15 protein-coding genes and 3 pseudogenes are annotated in these 15,744 nt (G+C 68.2%); 10 read left to right on the top strand and 8 right to left on the bottom strand.

Annotated elements, in window-relative coordinates; genetic code table 11:
• Positions 1-16 precede the first annotated feature (16 nt).
• The 3 genes and pseudogenes from ACFVYL_RS24820 to ACFVYL_RS24830 all read right to left on the bottom strand — a co-directional run.
• Entirely contained in the window at positions 17-1,549 is a 1,533-nt protein-coding gene (locus tag ACFVYL_RS24820) for a GMC family oxidoreductase (protein ID WP_389719546.1), read from the bottom strand.
• A 1,155-nt stretch (positions 1,550-2,704) separates the two neighbouring features.
• A complete protein-coding gene (locus ACFVYL_RS24825) occupies positions 2,705-3,019 on the bottom strand; it encodes an STAS domain-containing protein (RefSeq protein WP_389719548.1) in 315 nt (104 codons plus the stop codon).
• Between the two features lie 950 nt (positions 3,020-3,969).
• Positions 3,970-4,131, bottom strand: a pseudogene (locus ACFVYL_RS24830) (ATP-binding protein); the annotation flags it as partial.
• Between the two features lie 894 nt (positions 4,132-5,025).
• Between ACFVYL_RS24830 and ACFVYL_RS24835 the strand changes: the two are divergent.
• The 3 genes and pseudogenes from ACFVYL_RS24835 to ACFVYL_RS24845 all read left to right on the top strand — a co-directional run.
• Positions 5,026-5,196: pseudogene (locus ACFVYL_RS24835) on the top strand (site-specific integrase); the annotation flags it as partial.
• A 137-nt stretch (positions 5,197-5,333) separates the two neighbouring features.
• Positions 5,334-5,648, top strand: a complete 315-nt coding sequence (locus tag ACFVYL_RS24840; RefSeq protein WP_389719550.1) for a helix-turn-helix domain-containing protein — start codon at positions 5,334-5,336, stop codon at positions 5,646-5,648.
• A gap of 150 nt (positions 5,649-5,798) precedes the next feature.
• Positions 5,799-7,298 (top strand): integrase, encoded by a 1,500-nt coding sequence (locus ACFVYL_RS24845; RefSeq protein WP_389719552.1) that lies wholly within the window; start codon positions 5,799-5,801, stop codon positions 7,296-7,298.
• Positions 7,299-7,305: 7 nt separating this feature from the next.
• On the opposite strand, the gene ACFVYL_RS24850 is transcribed toward ACFVYL_RS24845, so the two are convergent.
• Together ACFVYL_RS24850 and ACFVYL_RS24855 are read right to left on the bottom strand one after the other, a co-directional pair.
• Entirely contained in the window at positions 7,306-7,701 is a 396-nt protein-coding gene (locus ACFVYL_RS24850; RefSeq protein WP_389719553.1) for a hypothetical protein, read from the bottom strand.
• 91 nt (positions 7,702-7,792) lie between these two features.
• Positions 7,793-8,221, bottom strand: a pseudogene (locus tag ACFVYL_RS24855) (ATP-binding protein); the annotation flags it as partial.
• A gap of 245 nt (positions 8,222-8,466) precedes the next feature.
• On the opposite strand from ACFVYL_RS24855, the gene ACFVYL_RS24860 reads away from it, so the two are divergent.
• Together ACFVYL_RS24860 and ACFVYL_RS24865 are read left to right on the top strand one after the other, a co-directional pair.
• Positions 8,467-8,745 (top strand): hypothetical protein, encoded by a 279-nt coding sequence (locus ACFVYL_RS24860; protein ID WP_389719554.1) that lies wholly within the window; start codon positions 8,467-8,469, stop codon positions 8,743-8,745.
• 64 nt (positions 8,746-8,809) lie between these two features.
• Entirely contained in the window at positions 8,810-9,883 is a 1,074-nt protein-coding gene (locus ACFVYL_RS24865; RefSeq protein ID WP_389719555.1) for an alpha/beta hydrolase family protein, read from the top strand.
• A gap of 254 nt (positions 9,884-10,137) precedes the next feature.
• Here ACFVYL_RS24865 and ACFVYL_RS24870 read toward each other — a convergent pair whose 3' ends face one another.
• The gene (locus ACFVYL_RS24870) at positions 10,138-10,569 is read right to left on the bottom strand and encodes a hypothetical protein (RefSeq protein WP_389719557.1); all 432 of its coding nucleotides are present in this window, start codon (positions 10,567-10,569) and stop codon (positions 10,138-10,140) included.
• Positions 10,570-11,051: 482 nt separating this feature from the next.
• Between ACFVYL_RS24870 and ACFVYL_RS24875 the strand changes: the two genes are divergently transcribed.
• Positions 11,052-11,360 (top strand): hypothetical protein, encoded by a 309-nt coding sequence (locus ACFVYL_RS24875; protein ID WP_389719559.1) that lies wholly within the window; start codon positions 11,052-11,054, stop codon positions 11,358-11,360.
• A 659-nt stretch (positions 11,361-12,019) separates the two neighbouring features.
• On the opposite strand, the gene ACFVYL_RS24880 is transcribed toward ACFVYL_RS24875, so the two are convergent.
• Complete coding sequence (locus ACFVYL_RS24880) at positions 12,020-12,661, bottom strand: type III effector protein (RefSeq protein WP_389719561.1); 642 nt, start codon at positions 12,659-12,661, stop codon at positions 12,020-12,022.
• Positions 12,662-12,788: 127 nt separating this feature from the next.
• Here ACFVYL_RS24880 and ACFVYL_RS24885 point away from each other — a divergent pair, with 127 nt between their 5' ends.
• From ACFVYL_RS24885 to ACFVYL_RS24895, 3 genes are all read left to right on the top strand, one after another.
• Complete coding sequence (locus ACFVYL_RS24885) at positions 12,789-13,220, top strand: Hsp20/alpha crystallin family protein (RefSeq protein ID WP_389719562.1); 432 nt, start codon at positions 12,789-12,791, stop codon at positions 13,218-13,220.
• Positions 13,221-13,323: 103 nt separating this feature from the next.
• On the top strand, positions 13,324-13,719 hold the full coding sequence (locus ACFVYL_RS24890; RefSeq protein ID WP_389719563.1) for a DUF2267 domain-containing protein: 396 nt from the start codon (positions 13,324-13,326) through the stop codon (positions 13,717-13,719).
• A gap of 77 nt (positions 13,720-13,796) precedes the next feature.
• On the top strand, positions 13,797-14,243 hold the full coding sequence (locus ACFVYL_RS24895; protein ID WP_389719565.1) for a DUF2267 domain-containing protein: 447 nt from the start codon (positions 13,797-13,799) through the stop codon (positions 14,241-14,243).
• Positions 14,244-14,404: 161 nt separating this feature from the next.
• On the opposite strand, the gene ACFVYL_RS24900 is transcribed toward ACFVYL_RS24895, so the two are convergent.
• Positions 14,405-14,992: a hypothetical protein gene (locus ACFVYL_RS24900; protein ID WP_389719688.1), complete on the bottom strand. Its 588-nt coding sequence runs from the start codon at positions 14,990-14,992 to the stop codon at positions 14,405-14,407.
• Here ACFVYL_RS24900 and ACFVYL_RS24905 point away from each other — a divergent pair.
• Complete coding sequence (locus ACFVYL_RS24905) at positions 14,973-15,386, top strand: hypothetical protein (RefSeq protein ID WP_389719567.1); 414 nt, start codon at positions 14,973-14,975, stop codon at positions 15,384-15,386. The two genes, ACFVYL_RS24900 and ACFVYL_RS24905, sit on opposite strands and share 20 nt — an antisense overlap.
• Positions 15,387-15,744: the final 358 nt, after the last annotated feature.

Genomic DNA, 15,744 nt, shown 5'->3' on the forward strand with positions numbered 1-15,744 from the left:
GCCCGCGGGGAAGGGCTCAGCTCAGGGTGCCGATGCTGGAGTCGGTACCGCGCAGCAGGTCCGCAGCTCGTTCGGCCACGGCGTACACCGTGGCGACCGTGTTCGCCGACGGAATGGACGGGAACACCGAGGCGTCGGCGACCCTCAGTCCATCGATGCCATGGACCCGCAGATCGGGCCCGGTGACAGAGAGGGGATCGGTCCCCATCCGGCAGGTGCCCACCGGATGGCAGTACGAGGCGTGAGTCCGGCGCACGAACTCGCGCAGGGCATCGTCGTCGTCCGCGTCCGGCCCGGGAACCACCTCCCGACCACGCCACGGCGCGAGCGCCGGGGCGTGGCCGATCTCCCGGACGAGCCGAACACCGGCGACGACCGCTGCCAGGTCACGCTCGTCGGTGTAGTAACCCGGATCGAGCATTGGCGCCGCACCGGGATCGTCGCTTACCAGGCGTAGCGTGCCGCGGCTGTACGGGCGGATCGCGGAGACAGCGATGGTGTAGCCGTCCTCGGGGTCCTTGGCCGAGGTCTGATGGGAGGGGCAGTCGACGAAGACGACCTGGAGGTCCGGCTCTTCGACGCCGGGGCCGCTGCGTATGAGACCGATGGCTTCGCCGTGGTTGTTGCGCCTTGGCGGCAGCGGGCGGGCCGCGCTCGACATGAGGCTGATGATCGGATGGTCGTGGAGCTCGGCGCCGACGCCCGGCAGGTCGAGGACGGTCTTGACGTCCACGTCGGCCAGATGGGCGTGCGGGCCGATCCCCGACAGGAGCAGCAGCTGCGCGGAGCCGATGGCACCGGCAGTCAGGACGACTTCACCTGCGCGGGCGAGGGTCACTTCGTCGGTGCCGGTGCGGTACTCCACGCCGACACAGCGCCCGCCGCTGATGCGCAGCCGCTGCACCAGGGCGTTGGTCACGACGGTCAGGTTGGGCCGCTCCAGGGCTGGCGCGAGATAGGCGTCGGCGGCACTCTGCCTCCTGCCGTCGACGATGTTGAGGTCCGTCAGTCCGAAGCCCTCCTCCAGGCCGCCGCTGATGTCGGCGGCCCTTGCGTACCCCGTCTCGACGGCCGCTTCCAGGCACGCTTCGATGACCGGATGCGCCGGGTTGGCGGGACTCACAGTGAGGGGGCCGTCGATCCCGCGCAGTGCCGGATCGCGGCCCACCGCGTTCTCGCTGCGCCGGAAGTACGGCAGCAGATCGTCAAAGCCCCAGCCCTTGGCACCCTGGCTGGGCCACTGGTCGTAGCCGGAGTGGTGGCCTCGGGCGAAGACCATGCCGTTGATCGCCGAGGATCCGCCGAGCCCGCGGCCTCGCGGCAGTCGTGTGGATGTGCCGGTGGCCGACTGCTCGACGGTGAAGTCTCCCCAGTTCGCGGGGGTCTGGAACAGGGTCGGCCATGCGGGAGGCGAGGTCTGCGCGGGTAGCACCTCCGAGCCACCCGCCTCGATCAGCAGGACATGAGTGTTCGCGTCCTGCGACAGTCTCGCCGCCAGCACGCAGCTAGCCGTCCCCGCGCCCACGATGGCGAAGTCGAATTCCGGCACGCGGTCCTCCTTCGGAGCGTCGTCACTCCTGCACGGCTTCGCCTAGCCGCCATCAGGTATCGAAGCATCGCGGTCGCATGGCGGGGAGACGTTTACGCGCTCTTTGCTTCCGCCACAGTGATGGTCCGAAACACCGCCGACCAGGCGCGGTATTGGGGGCTGGCGCGCTACGAAACAGGTGATCAAGGCCGCGTCTTGGGCCGATACGACCTCATCCAGGAGCAGATGGTCATGGTGCGCGAGAGGACTCAGGGAGAGCAGTCGGGATGGCAGCAGGGATGACAGAGGCGTTCGCCCCGACCCGTGGCACCCTCACGGCCTACAGGCCAGCCAGCCCAAGCCCCTGCGCATCCGCCTCCGGCCGCAGGCGATCGGCCTGGCCACCACCGCCTTGCGTTGTACTGACGCCTGGTCCAAAAGGCCAGCTCCACCCCTGACCACTGCTCGCGCCGCGTCCATAAGGACGGCGACACCGCCACCACGGCACCGGCGCGGACCTTCGGGACGACGAGGTCGAGCACATCTCGCAGGAAGCGCATGCCGTCAGCGGCCCTCCCCACACGTTGTCCACTCTGAGCTGCCCCGGTACTCAACGAACCGGCGCTCCATCCGTTAGAGCACGTTACCGATCAAGGGATCTGACACAGGCACTTAGGGTCCCGTCGTGGCCGGCTCAGAGCCTGGGTGTGGAGCGTGCCGCATCTGATGCCGGTTCCGCGTAACAGTTCACGCTTGGGGCGGTCAGGAGCCGTGGCGGCGGCCTAGGCTGAAAGCAGTCCTCCACCGTCTTTCTGACGCACCCGCGAGGGCCTATCCCGCAGCAGAGTGAGCCTGCGGCGCAGCCCATAAGCGCCGGGCTCGCCTTCCTCTCCCGCGGAAGCCGCCGACAGCCCGGCCAGTCCCTCGGGGCACCTTTGAGGCCGGGCAGAACCACGCCCCCGGCTGCCTGGAGGGAGTGCTCCAGTGGCCGGGGAGCGGCCACCAGGACGGGGCACGCGGCCGCCGTTCGCACCGGCGGCCGCCGCCCGTTCACTCCCCTTTGTGTGAACGGCCCCGGGGCGGTGGCCAGTGAGTGTGGGGTCGTTTCGCGGACCTGGAGTTCGTGGTCTGACCGCAGCGCCTCTATGCACGAGTGCCCTGGAGGGCGGTGGGCGGTCAGTTCTTCGGGGGTGTTTCGCGGCCTGCCCACGCGTCGTCGGTGCTGGCGTATCGCGGAAACTGCGCCGTCGCGCCGTGGAGGGCCAGGAGCCGGCTGATGAAGGGCTGGTCGTAGACCAGGCGCAGCCCCTTGCCTGACTGTTCGCAGCGTTCCTGTGCGGTGCGCAGTTCGCGGAGCGTGGTGGAGTCCATGAAGGTGACGGGCCGCAGGTCGACGATGAACCAGGCGGTCCGTGTCTGCTGGCAGGTTCCGCGCAGCAGCGTGGCGAGTTCGGGAGTCCTGGCGATGTCGAGTTCTCCGCTCAGACGCACCACGCGGCAGGCGGCTTGGGGGACGGGCCATGAGTTGTTGATCGGGTTCCTCTCCTTGCGTGTTGCACCACAGGCACGATCAACGCGAAGAGATAAGGAACCGCACGTCTGGTGTCGTGGCGGAGGCCGCCGCTTCGGGTGCAGCGGCCTCGTGCCATGTGCTCCGCGGCCCCCCTGATGCCGCGGAGCACTCCCTCGAAGCTGCCGGGGGCATGGGGCAGTCCGGCGTTGATCTGCTCCGAGGGATGGTCCGGGCCTCAGGGCCATCCGCGGGACTGGATGCGGAGCCCGGCGCTCATGCTCCGCAGGCTCACTCTGCTGCGGAAGAGAACCTCTGTATGACAGCACCTGAGTGGTGCGGAGAGGCTGTCATCTGAACATAGGGCGAGGGGGCGAAGACCATACCCATGTTGCCAATATTGGTACGAAGAGCGTCTTTCCAGCACAGCCGTTTTTGGTGCTCGCCATGCACTGCCCTCACGCGAGAGTGCACCCGCCTCCCCAGCAGCGAGCCATGTGCCCGTCGGGTGACCTTCAAATGACATTGACCTTGGCCGGCACCTCGGCACGACTTCCGAAGACACCGCGAAGCCACTGGACGGCGAGGGAATGGGCCGTAGGGCGGACAGCGCGTTCCTGCGGTGGGAAGCTGGTAGATGCCCGGTCGCCGCGCCGTGGACGGGGCGGCGACCGGGCCCTGCGCGGGACCACGGCTCCCCCTGGTCCTCGCGCGAGGTGCCCTCCTGGCGTGAGGGCGAGGCTGCGGGAGTTGCCCCGCCGACCGGTCACGCGTGGAGAGCGGACGCTGGAGCCGTGTAGTCGGCGATGCGGCTCCAGCCGGCCTCGGTGGTCACGGCTCGGGGGCTGGGAGCCTGCGGTGCGGGACGAAGCCCAACTTCACCTGTCCTGAGGGTAGAAGGCAACCAGGGTCGATCGGAAGCGGGAACTGGTCATGCTGAGGGCTTCAGCTGGTTTTGTTCTGTGCGCCCTGGGGCCTTGGTATGGGCGAGGCGGTAGGAGTCGGTGCCGGTCTCGATGATGGCGCCGTTGAAGGTGAGCCGGTCCACGATGGCCGCGCAGAGCCGGGGATTGGTGAAGGTCTTGGTCCACCCATCTGGGGCTGGCACTTGTTCGTTCCCGGGAATCTGTGCTGCCACCGGCCCGTATCCATCTCCTGGGGTTCTCGTTGGTTCTCTTGGTGGGGCTCGGATTCTCCAGGTGCCACCTTGACGGTTCAGGCGCGAGGAAGGTGTGCTGCCGGTGACCGGGAAGAGACTGCAGGTCATAGCCGGAGGGGCGGTTCCGCAGGAGCCGTTGAGTACGGACCCCTGGCAGTTCCAGACGATGTGCGTCGACGCGTTCGTCGCCTCGTGGCGGGCCGGCGGGTTCAGCCCGGTGACCATCGACAACGACATCGGCCTGCTGGAGCGGACGCTCAAGGCTCTGGGCCGGCCCGCGTGGGAGGTGACCCCGGAGGACATCGACCGGGTCGTCGGCGACCTCGCCGTCCAGGGCCGCAAGACATCGACCCGCCGCGAGTACGTGCAGATCTTCAAGGGTTTCCACCGGTTCCTCCAGGCCCGTAAGGCTGTCGACATAGAGGCCGCTTTCGGCGTCCGGCTGGTCTGCCCCATCGACGAGTTCAACGCCTCGCGGCATGTCGGTGATGGCTCACCGGCCCTGGTGCCGCCGCCGACCCCGGAACGGGTCGGGGAGTTCTTCGACTTCATGAAGCAGCGGATCGCGACCGCGCGGAAGTACGGCCCGGCCGCCCGGGACTATGCGATGTTTCGGACGCTCTATCACGCCGGGCTCCGCTCGGAAGAGGCTTCCCTGCTGGAGCGGCATGATCTGCACTTTACCCGTGGGCCGTTCGGCAAGCTCCATGTCCGCTTCGGCAAGGGCGCCCACACTTCCGGTCCCAGGCCGCGCTGGGTGCCCATGCTTGACGGCCTCGACCTGGTCCTGCGCTGGTTCCTGGAGGACGTGCGGCCCCTGATTCACCGGTGCTGTTCGCGGACGAGTCCGGCGGCAGTCTCCACCGGGGGACGATCCGCAACCGGCTGCGCTATCTCATGCAACTCGAAGGCCGTCCTGCAGCCGAGTGGTTCAGCCCGCATGCCCTGCGCCGAGCGTGCGCGACCCACAACTACGAACGCGGCGTCGACCTGGCGGCGATCCAGCAGCTGCTCGGTCACTGGACGGTCAGCTCGACCATGAGATATGTCCGGCCCTCGGCCACCTTCATCGAGGACGCCTATCAGCGGGCGGTGGCCAGCACGCTCGCCGAACTGGCCGGGAAGGAGTCCACGGAATGAAGATCCAATGGCGTCTGCGGATGGCCGCCGCTCAGCGCGAGGTCTGGACCGGCACCGAACTGCGGCGTCTGCTGGCCAAGAAAGCTGGCCTGGAGCTGTCCTCGGCGTCGGTGTCCGCGCTGTTCACGAAGGAGCCTTCCCAGGTGAAGATGACGACCCTGGCGGCGTTGTGCACGGCGCTGGATTGCACTCCCAACGATTTGATTGAAGTCGACACCACGCCGGTCGAACGGCCCGTTGTCCCGCCCCGTCCGGTCGCCGAACTCCCTCGGGCCGCCTCCGCGCGCGGCCGGTCGATGCCACCCATGTGAGCGGCGGCCGATGTGGGGAAGAAGCAGCGGGATTGTGTCACGTGTGGCGCCCCGGTCGGGTTCCTCGACCGCGAGCTCTGCTGCCGGTGATGGCGCCGGATGCAGGAAGAGGCCGCGCGATCAACGTGTCCGTCCTGCGGCCTGGAGAGAGTGCTGCAGCAGGAAACCGGCCGGTGTGTCCTGCGCTCGCGTGTCTGTGAACAGTGCGACCATCCGGTGCGGGCGGCGGGCAGTCGGCTGTGCCGTGATTGCCGGAACAAGGCCCGGCGACTGGCAGCCCAGCAGCCGTGTCCGCGCTGCGGCCAGCTTGGCTATCTGCGTGAGTCGACCAGCTGGTGCGGGTCGTGCTCACGGCCCCCGCCGGCGAAGAAGCCGCCGCAGGTCTGCCGCGAGTGCGGGCAGTTGCGGCGCCATGCCGGACTCGGCCTGTGCTCGGCGTGCTGGCAGAAGCATCCCGGCCGTCCGTTCATCCGCGGCGATCACCTGCGGGAACAACTCGCTGAACCGCCATGGTGGTTGGATGACTTCGTGGCGCACGTCGCGAGGCGGCACTGTGTCTCGCGGGCCTGCGGTTTCGTCACCGACTTGGGGCGGCTCCTGCGGGATGAACACTCGAATTCTCCGCAAGCCCTGCTGGAGCGATCCCGCAGACCGGGCAGGTCGATGGGATCCTTCGCCCGCGCGTTGGAGGACTTCTTCACGCGTCACGGCCCGGCGCTGCCCACCGACCAGAGCGAACGCCTCGCGGCGGGCCGCCGTCGCCGGCGTCTCGATGCTGTGCCTGATCCTCTGCGGCAGGCCGTGACGGCCTTCGACGCCTCGCGGATGCGGGCCCAGGAGAGAGCCCGCCGGGCCGGCACCCGGCCCCGCAGCAACCACACCCTGGAGACAGCCCTGGCCATCCTGCGCGATCTTGCTCTCTTCCTCATCCCCGAACGAGCCAAGGACAGCTGGGAATTGGTCGACGTGCACGACATCGGGGCGTTCTTGAACACGCTACCCAGAGCGCGCAAGCGACGGCTGACCGTACTGCGACAGTTCTTCCGTTTCGCCCGTGCCCAGCATCTGGTGCTGGTCGACCCGACACGCGGACTGACCGGGGGCGAAGCCCGGGGTTTCCGAGGCGTGACGCTCACCCTTGACCAGCAGCGCGACCTCTTCCGGCGCTGGACCACGGACGACACCGTGCACCCCCACGAGGCCCTGGTCGGCATGCTCGCTCTGCTGCATGGCGCCTCCAGCACCGAGACCCGCCTGCTGCAGATCGACGACGTCGACGAGACCACCCAGTGGCTCCGCCTTGGCAAACGGCCCCATCCCGTGCCGATGGACCCGGCGTCCTGGACAGTCCTGCATCGCTGCCTGGCCCACCGCGAAAGCTGGCGAACCGACAACCCGCATGTCATGGTCACCAAAGAAACGAAGGCCGGGCAGCGCCCGGCCTCAACTGCCTATCTTTCGCACGTCCTTGACGACTGCGGATTCCCGCCCCGGATGATCCGCAGCACCCGCCTGCTCGACCTGGTGAACAGCATGGACCCCAAGCTCGTCGCCGCGGCCTTCGGCATGGACCCACAGGCCACCTTGATCTATCTGTCCGATCGCATCGACGAGAACTGCTTGTCGCAGTGGGAGATGGACAGAACCTGATCGCTGGTCAGAGCGCGTAGGGATAGAGACTGACCTTGTCGCGCTCGATGAAGAGCTCGACCCACGTACTGGCGACATCTTCGGGCAGCGGATGAGCAAGGTCCAGCAGGATATTCGTGCCGTCGAAGTCCAGCAGGGCGGCACCGTCCTCCGTGAGGCTCAGCCTTCCCCGCAGAACTACGCAGTGCCCGCCAGTTCGGAGGCCAGGACCGGTGCCAACAGCCAACTTGGCGTTCTGCCCCCAAACAATGTCCTCGTCGATCGTCCACTCGACGTGGTACTCGCCGGGCTCCGCGGCACGATTCCCGCACCATCCGACTGCGGTGTGGCCGAACGAGGTCCGGACATCTGCAAGCCAAGGACTTCCGGGAAACTTTGCGACCCTCACCAATTCGATCAACACACCCCGATCATGCAGCATCCGCAACGCTGCCGGAACCCGTGAAGTTTCGGCGCCGCCTGGCACGGGTTCGCCGGAACATGTGCGCTTTCGTGAACGCCTCATTCGAAGCGATGGCGATACTGTTCTTCTCCTCCCGCTCAGTCAGCACCTGAAAGAGCATCTCCGCGCCGCGCCGGTCCAGTTCGAGGTGGCCGAGCTCGTCGATTTCCAGAAGGTCGACGCGTCCATAGCGGGCGATGGTCTTGGACAGCTGCTTCTCATCCGCGGCCTCGACCAGCTCGGTGACGAGCTTGGTGGCCAGCACGTAGCGGACCCGGAAGCCATGCAGCGCGGCCTCGGTGCCCAGCGCGATCAGCAGGTGAGACTTGCCGGTGCCAGAATCCCCGATCAGGCAGAGCTGCTCGCTCTTCTTGACCCAGTCGCAGGTCGCGAGGGTGTTGACGGTGGCCGGGTCGACGTTCGGATGGGCCTCGAAGTCGAAGGCCCGCGACGACTTCTCCCGCGGGAACGCCGCGGCCTTACAAACCGCCATCGCAATGTCGGTCAGAACGCGACATCCGCACTCATCGCGAAACGACTCCCCAACTGATCTTCATAGCCACGCAGCAACCCCATTGCTACGGGACGGAGCCCTCATCCACACACGGTCGCACCCGAACCGATGCAATCGCCGGACACTCTTCGTAAGTCCCCACCCGGCGCGGACGGGCTTCACTTTTTCGCACGAAACGTCCCTCGACCCGATGATCCCCCAGGAGCAGACCCATGAGCACCTCCGGCCACACCGGCTCCGCCCAGACGCAAGCCCACTCGTTCGCCTCCCGAGCACAGATCGCCCTGCTCCGGGTCGTCTGGCTACTCGGAGCAGTCATCACCGCTGTGTCCGTGTTCCTGGTCGGCAGCGCCCTTGCAACGGACTCGTCGGCGGGTGAGTCCTGGCAGCCCGCCGGTATCCCCGGCCTTCTCGGCCTGTGTGTCGGGGGGACGCTCCTGATCGTCGGACTGCTGACCCGACTTGTCGTCAAGGGCCGGCAGCGCCCCTGAACCGACGACGCGGTCCCGACGGGCCATCACAACCGAACGACCATGGCCCGAAAGGACCGCTTCCATGCGTACGACACGTACGACCTCTCGCCCGCTGCGCCGCAGCTTCCTTCTTGCGACGACGGCCGCTGTGATCACTCTGGGCACCGCCTGCAGCACCTCCCAGCCCGACACCACGGGATCCGCCAAGATCTCAGCCCAGGCAGGCACGGACCGCGCGGCCCAGGTCACCTATGACCTCGGTGACACCGCCTACGCCCCACCCGGCCTGGACGGACAGCGCACCGAGCTGAAGGCCGCCGTCACCTATCCGCGCCAACTCGATACGGGCGAGCATCCTTTGGTGATGATGCTGCACGGCTGGGCCGACATCTGCGCCAAGGGCAACGAACCCGCCCGTCCGTCGGCCTGGCCGTGCGGCAAGGGAGCCAAGCCGGTCGACAACTACCTGGGTTACTCCTACCTCGCCGACGCCCTGGCCGACCAGGGTTACATCGTGGTGTCGGTGTCCGCCAACGGCATCCAGGCCCAGGAACACGACCGGGGCAACGTCGCCCGCGCCGCCCTGCTGGACAAGCACCTGCAGATATGGAAGGAACTGGCCGCTGGGAAAGGCCCGCTGAAGGACCTCAAGCAGTTGCGCGGCCACGTGGACCTGGACAGGGTCGGAACGTTCGGGCACTCACGCGGCGGAGGTGGCGTCCTGACCCAGGCCCTCGACAGCCACGAACACCTCCCCGGCGTGAACATCCGCGGCACGCTGGCGTTCGCGCCCGCCATGAACGGCATCGACGCCAAGAAGGAAAGCATCAGCCGGACTCCCGTCTCCGTCGTCGCCGGGACCTGCGACGCCATGTGGGACGACAGCAAAGTCCCCCTCGCCATGGCCACCAAGAACCCGCACGCAGAACACCACGCCGTGGCCGGCGCCAACCACAACTACTTCAACACGGTCTGGACCCCCGGCACCGGACCACGCTTCGCGACGGACGATGTCGCCGTCGACCACCGAAACCTGCCCGGCGGCCACTGCAAGAGCACGAACGGAACCGGCAACCCCCAGCGGCTGAAGCCCGCCGAGCAACGCGAAACCGCGATCCGCTACGCCACCGATTTCTTCGACAGGTACCTGCAGTAAGAGGCCCTCGATGAGGGGTCTCTGTTCATGGAAACCAGTTCTGGCGCTCGACCAGATCGTCGATTCGTCCCAACGTCGGCGTTCACACAGCGACATCACCGCACCGACTCGAACCCGACCTCCTCTGCTCATCCCACGCCGAGCCCTCCTCGGCGGGTGGGGTCCCAGGAGCCCGCGCCCAGCATGACCGTCCGGCGGGGCGGGCCCCGCATGGCGCTGCCCCCGCCAGGAAGGCGGGGGCAGACGTCAAGCCGTCAGGCAGCGACCCACCCTGTCTTGAGGTAGGAGGAGTTGGGGAAGTCGAGGTAGAAGTAGGTGCCGTCGTCGAAGTCAGTGCCGAGGATGGTCCACTTGGCGGCCTTTGCCGTGACCCAGCCCTTGCAGACCTTGTTCTCGGGGTTCCGGTTCTTCAGGTAGCAGAGCTTCATCTTCGTGTCCCGGTCCGGCTTGACCTGAATGTCATCGCACCGGTTCGTGGTCACGTAGTAGCCGTCACCCTGGGGCGCGTAATTGTATCCGTCGTACGACCAATCCCCGCCGAGGCAGGAGGCGGCGGCCGACGCAGATCCCGCCGACGGCGAGGCCGGCGGCCCGGACGGCGCGGCGGTCGCGGTGGCCCCGCCGAGTATTCCGGCGGTGAGGAGGCTTGCCGCCAGCGCGGTGGTGAACTTCGTACGAGTAAGCACGGTTCTCCTTCTGGTGCTCGATCACAGATGCCCGTCCAGGCATCCGTGGACGACTTCACCGGCTCGTGGATTGTTCGTCAGCCCTGGTCCGAGCCCCCGAACAATCCCGTGGGTGCGGCGCCCAGGGGTATCTGGGGTGTCTGCGACGGTCGCGCGGCGGCCGGTTGACCGGGACCTTCCTTCTCGCCGTTGGTTCCGTAGGTTGATGCCGTAGATCATGGGGGCATGAGGGGGATGGACCGGTGGGGCGCAAGGGGGATCCGGTGGATCCGGCGGCGGGCCGGGCCAGCGCTTCGTGTTCGAGCTGCGCGAGCTGCGCGAGCTGCGTGAGAGCGGCGTTGGAGGGGGCCGTACGCGCGGATGCCGAGCGGCCCGGCCGGACCGGAACGAGGAGGGGCAGGCGCCGCACCAGGGCCTGATGTGCTGCGAGGTAGCCGACCACGAGCGCCTATTCGGCCGCGGGCGGCTCGTGGACGATCTGTGTGAGGTGCTACGCGCGCCGGTGCGTCGCCTTCGTCGGCCTCTCCGGAAGAGACAAGTCCTCCCTGTTGCGTGCCGGATTGATCCCTCTCCTCCAGCGGACGCCGGATCCTCTCCTGCGCCCGGCCGCATTGCGTGTCCTCACACCCGGCGAACAGCCCGTACGCACCCACGGCGATGTGCTCGCGCCCGTGCCGGGGAGCCACGACACGCGTGGTTGGTCATCGACGAGTACATCGACTACTACGAGGAGGTGTTCACCCTCTGCCGAGACCCCGGTGAGTTCGCCGCCTTCACAGACCTGCTGCTGAGCGCGGATGCCCCGAAACGCCGACCTGCACGGTCGCCTCCGACAGGACACGCAAACGTGGGAGGAACTGGGCAAGGACTCCGGAACCCTGGACCGGGGGAGAGGACCTGCGCGCCTCCTACCCCGGGACGGCGATGCGCGGTTGATTGCGACGGCGTGGTGGATCAGACCTACGGATGAAGCAAAGGCGGCGCTGCTGGGGCGACAACGCAGCGCGAGCAGGGCGCGTTTGCCGTCCCGGGCGGGCGGACTGACGACGCGGTGCTGCTCAGCAAAGACGGACGGACGATGGTCGCAGCCTCGGGGGTCGGCCGCCGAGTGGACGCCTGCGGCGTGGCCAGCCATCGGTGCGTCGACGGGTTCCGCCTGTCCGAGGGGAGAGGCCGTTGGGTCTATCCCGGACGGGCAGTGGCTGCTGATACACCTCCTCCGAGGAGAGAGATCTTTGCTCCACACCCCGCGGACGCACCGTGCTGGCGGAGAGCGGCACATCGGCGGAGTTGTGGGAGCTGCGGCGAGGGCGCCTGGCCTTCCAGCACGAGAGCGACGACATACGGAACGTGGCTGTCAGCGGGGACAACCGCTATCTGGCCCTGTGCGACGGGCCATCCCCGAAGGTGTGGGAGGTCGGCCCGCGGTGCGGGTGTCAGTCCGTGCGTACTACGGGGATGTGAGGGAGTCGAGCCGAGCTGCGAGGTCGGGGTGGGCGGCGGCCAGGTGGGGGCGGGCGGCGGTCAGGGGAGTGATGAGTTCGGCGGGGTCGTCGTGAGCCAGTGCCGCGTGGAGTTCGCGGAGCGGGCTGTGGGCTTCGGTGGGCAGGTCGGTGAGTGCGGTGATCTGGCCGGCGAGACGGCGCAGGTCGGCCGCGTTGCGGCGGGCCCGGGTGGCGGTGGTGCGCTCGGCGGCCCGGGCCTGACGGGTGGCCTGGACGCGCTGTTCGCCGGTGGACCCGGTGGGGCCGGGGCGATTGCGCAGGTAGCGGCGTTCGGCGGCCTGGCGGCTGGCGACGCCCAGGGGATGGGCGAGGTCGGCCCAGCTGGCGCCCGCGTCGCGGGCCGTGTCGATCAGCCCGGTCTCCCATCCGGCGAGCTGTTCACGGATCTGCCGCAGCAGCGTCAGGGAGGCCAGGGCTTGTTCCGGGCCCGGCTCGGTGCCAGGAGCGTCGGCGGCCGTGTGCCGGGCGGTGCGCAGGGCGTCGTTTATGGCATCGAGGGCCGCCGCCGCGGCGAGGAATGAAGCCGGGCTGTGGGCATCGGTCTCGGCAGGGGCGCCGGCAGGGGTTGGCTGGTCGGCTGCGGTCACGGGCACCTCCATCTCTTTGTCATCAGGTAGACGACACCTTGTTTGTCATCCATGTGATGACATGCTACAACAGAGTCAGTGAAGCGCATTGGCAGCAACTGCCCGAACTTCTGGAGGTGTTTTCACGATGTTGATGCGCACCGACCCCTTCCGTGAGCTGGACCGGCTGACGCAGCAGCTGATGGGCCCGGGCACCTGGTCGAAGCCTTCAGCGATGGCGATGGACGCCTACCGCGAGGGCGACGAGTACGTGGTGGTCTTCGACCTCCCGGGCGTCAGCGCGGACGCGATCGACATCGACGTCGAGCGGAACATGCTCACCGTCAAGGCCGAGCGGCGGCCGGTGGCGAAGGCCGAGGGCGTCAAGTTGGAACTGTCCGAGCGGCCGCTGGGCGTCTTCTCCCGCCAGATCGTGCTCGCCGACAGCCTCGACACCGAGCACATCCAGGCCGACTACGACGCCGGAGTGCTCACCCTGCGCATCCCGATCGCCGAGCGCGCCAAGCCCCGCAAGATCTCCGTCGGCGTCGGCTCCGGCCGCAAGGAGATCTCCGGCTGACACCGGCCGGACGGGTGCGGAGAGCGGGCGCCTGATCTCCCCCCTCACCCCGCCCTCCGCACCCCCTCGGGCATTCCCAAGGAATGAAGGGGTGACGGCTGAGATGACTCTGCGACGCGAAGCGTTCCTCGACCACGTGAAGGAACGCGGCGAATACGGCACTGTCGAGGAGGCCGAGCGTGCGGCCCGCGTGGTGCTCGCCCTGCTCGGCGCGCACCTGGTCGGCGATGTCCGCGCCCAGCTCGCGGCACGCCTGCCGGAGGGCTTTGCCCTGATCCTGCTCAACCCGCTGCAGAGCGCCGAACCACTACCACCGGAGCGGTTCATCCGCGCGACCGCAGCATGGATCGAGGGCGCCACCGAGCAGACCGCGACGTGGGACGTCAGCGCCGTCTTGTCCACCGTCGCCGACGCCGTCGGCGAGGAACTGCTGGGCCAGATCCTGCTTCAGCTTCCCACCGGCTACGACCTGCTCTTCGGCCGCCCCCAGCCCACCTGACCCATATCCCTGATCCATACCGCGGTGCCACACACCGGCACCGCCCCATCCCGGCTCCATGAAAGGCATGCACCGCAGTGATCACCGACGTACGCGCACCGCTTGAGCGCCAGCAGCCGTACGGGACGGCGTACGAGCAGATGCTGGAGAAGGTCCGCTACGAGGGCGCCTACCCCACCCGTGAGCGGGCCGACGAAGCCGTCCGCCTGGTCCTCGCAGGACTCGGGCGCCAGCTGACCGGAGACGAACGCGTCGCCCTGGCCGGCGCCCTGCCCTTCGAGGCCGCACGCGTCCTGACCACGCAGATCCCCGCTACGCAGCAGCTGACCGGCTGGGCCTTCGTCAAGGACCTCGCCGCCCGCACCGGCGCCTCCCTGGCCACCACCCGCTGGGACACCGGCTCCGTCTTCTCCGCCGTCGCCGCCTACGCCGGTCCCGATCTCATGACCCGCATCCTCCACCAACTCCCCACCGGCTATGCCCTGCTGTTCGGCCAAGCCGAACTCATCAACCGCGCCGCATAACCTGGCCGTGTCCTGTCGGCTCGGCGGGAGAAGCGACGGGACACGGCACGGCTGCTCATGGCAGGTCAGCGGCGAAGGCTTTCATTGAGACGGCGGTGGAGCAGCGGGAGGGCCTCAGTACCGGTGACGCTGCCCAACTTGTGACGCACGCAGACCCCGGATCACGGGGCGTCGCCTGCGCGGGTCCCCGCGGGTCCCCGCGGGTCAACGACCGGCGCGTCGATGCCGAGTCGGGCGAGCGCAGGCGGTTCCCCTCGGTGATCCTTCCGCCCTGGGCCCGGAAGACTCCGACGATAGTAGGCGTAGGTAAGGGCGAGCACGATCGGTCCCCACAGCATCACCGGACTGATGCACACCCGCGCCAGGAGCAGCCACCACCCGTTGGTGAAGGCGACCTCGTGAAAGCCCAGCAGGCCGAACCAACCGAGCGGCATGGTGTCCCACAGTGCGACCAGGCCCAGGCCGCCCAGGGCAGCCGGGACGATCGCGGCGGGCGGCGCGACCCGCCGACCGCCGATCAGAGGAACCCAGTCCGGGACTTTCTCGCCCCACCTACTGACCAGACCGGTGCACAGCAGGGCCAGTGCCTCGGTCAGCACGCTCAGCCCGAAGACATAGAGCGGCCCCCACGACACCCGATGTTCGCGGGGAACGGTGTTGACGAGTTCCAGCAACAGCCAGGGGCTTGCGAGGGGAGCATGAGGGTGCTCCATACCGCTGGGGTCGCCGATGACGTCGAAGTCGAGCACCGAGCTGTACGCGGCGATCCGCCGTGACCATCGTGCCAGGCTGGGCAAGCGCGCTCTGATGCGCAAGCACGGGGTGGGACACCCCACGGTTCAGAAGGCGTTGGAGTCCGCGTGGCCGCAGCCGCGGAAGAAGCTCCCGCCCCGGGCGACCCGGCTCGATCCGTTCAAGTCGCTGGTGGACGAGATGCTGCGGCCGGACCTGGACGCCCCGCGCAAGCAACGACACACCGCCAAGCGTGTCTTCGATCGTCTCGTCGATGGGCATCATGCGGACGGGCTCTCCTACGGCATCGTCCGGGCCTATGTTGCGGTGCGCCGGGGCGAAATCCGGGCCGTAGCCGGACGCGGCGCCCACGGCTCCGGGTTTCCCTGGCAGTTCCCACGCACACGTTGATAGGTCCCCAGCCTGCATGGTGTGACCCATCGGTGGATGTTCCACGACCGCGAACACTCAAGGCCCGCGTCGCCCCGGATCCAGGTCGTCAGCAGGTTCTGCCTTCATCTGCGATCTCGGACGACTCCCTGCGCGAGCGATCCTTGCGAGCGGCATCGCCGTTGCGGAGGGCCGGTGCCCGAGGTGACAATGCGTGGAGGTGCCGGGTGGTCTTCCCGGCGAAGTGTTGGAGGCGCTGCTTGTGAACACCGCATCGCGGTGCGCCTCGCTGTGCGCGCCAGACGCTGACCACTTCGCTTCGCCCACCGGCTGACTTGCTTCGTTCGCGGTGGGCGCTTTCCCTCATGGGAGACCACCG

Origin of the sequence: Streptomyces sp. NPDC058308, assembly GCF_042880275.1 — a bacterium.
Classification (GTDB): domain Bacteria; phylum Actinomycetota; class Actinomycetes; order Streptomycetales; family Streptomycetaceae; genus Streptomyces.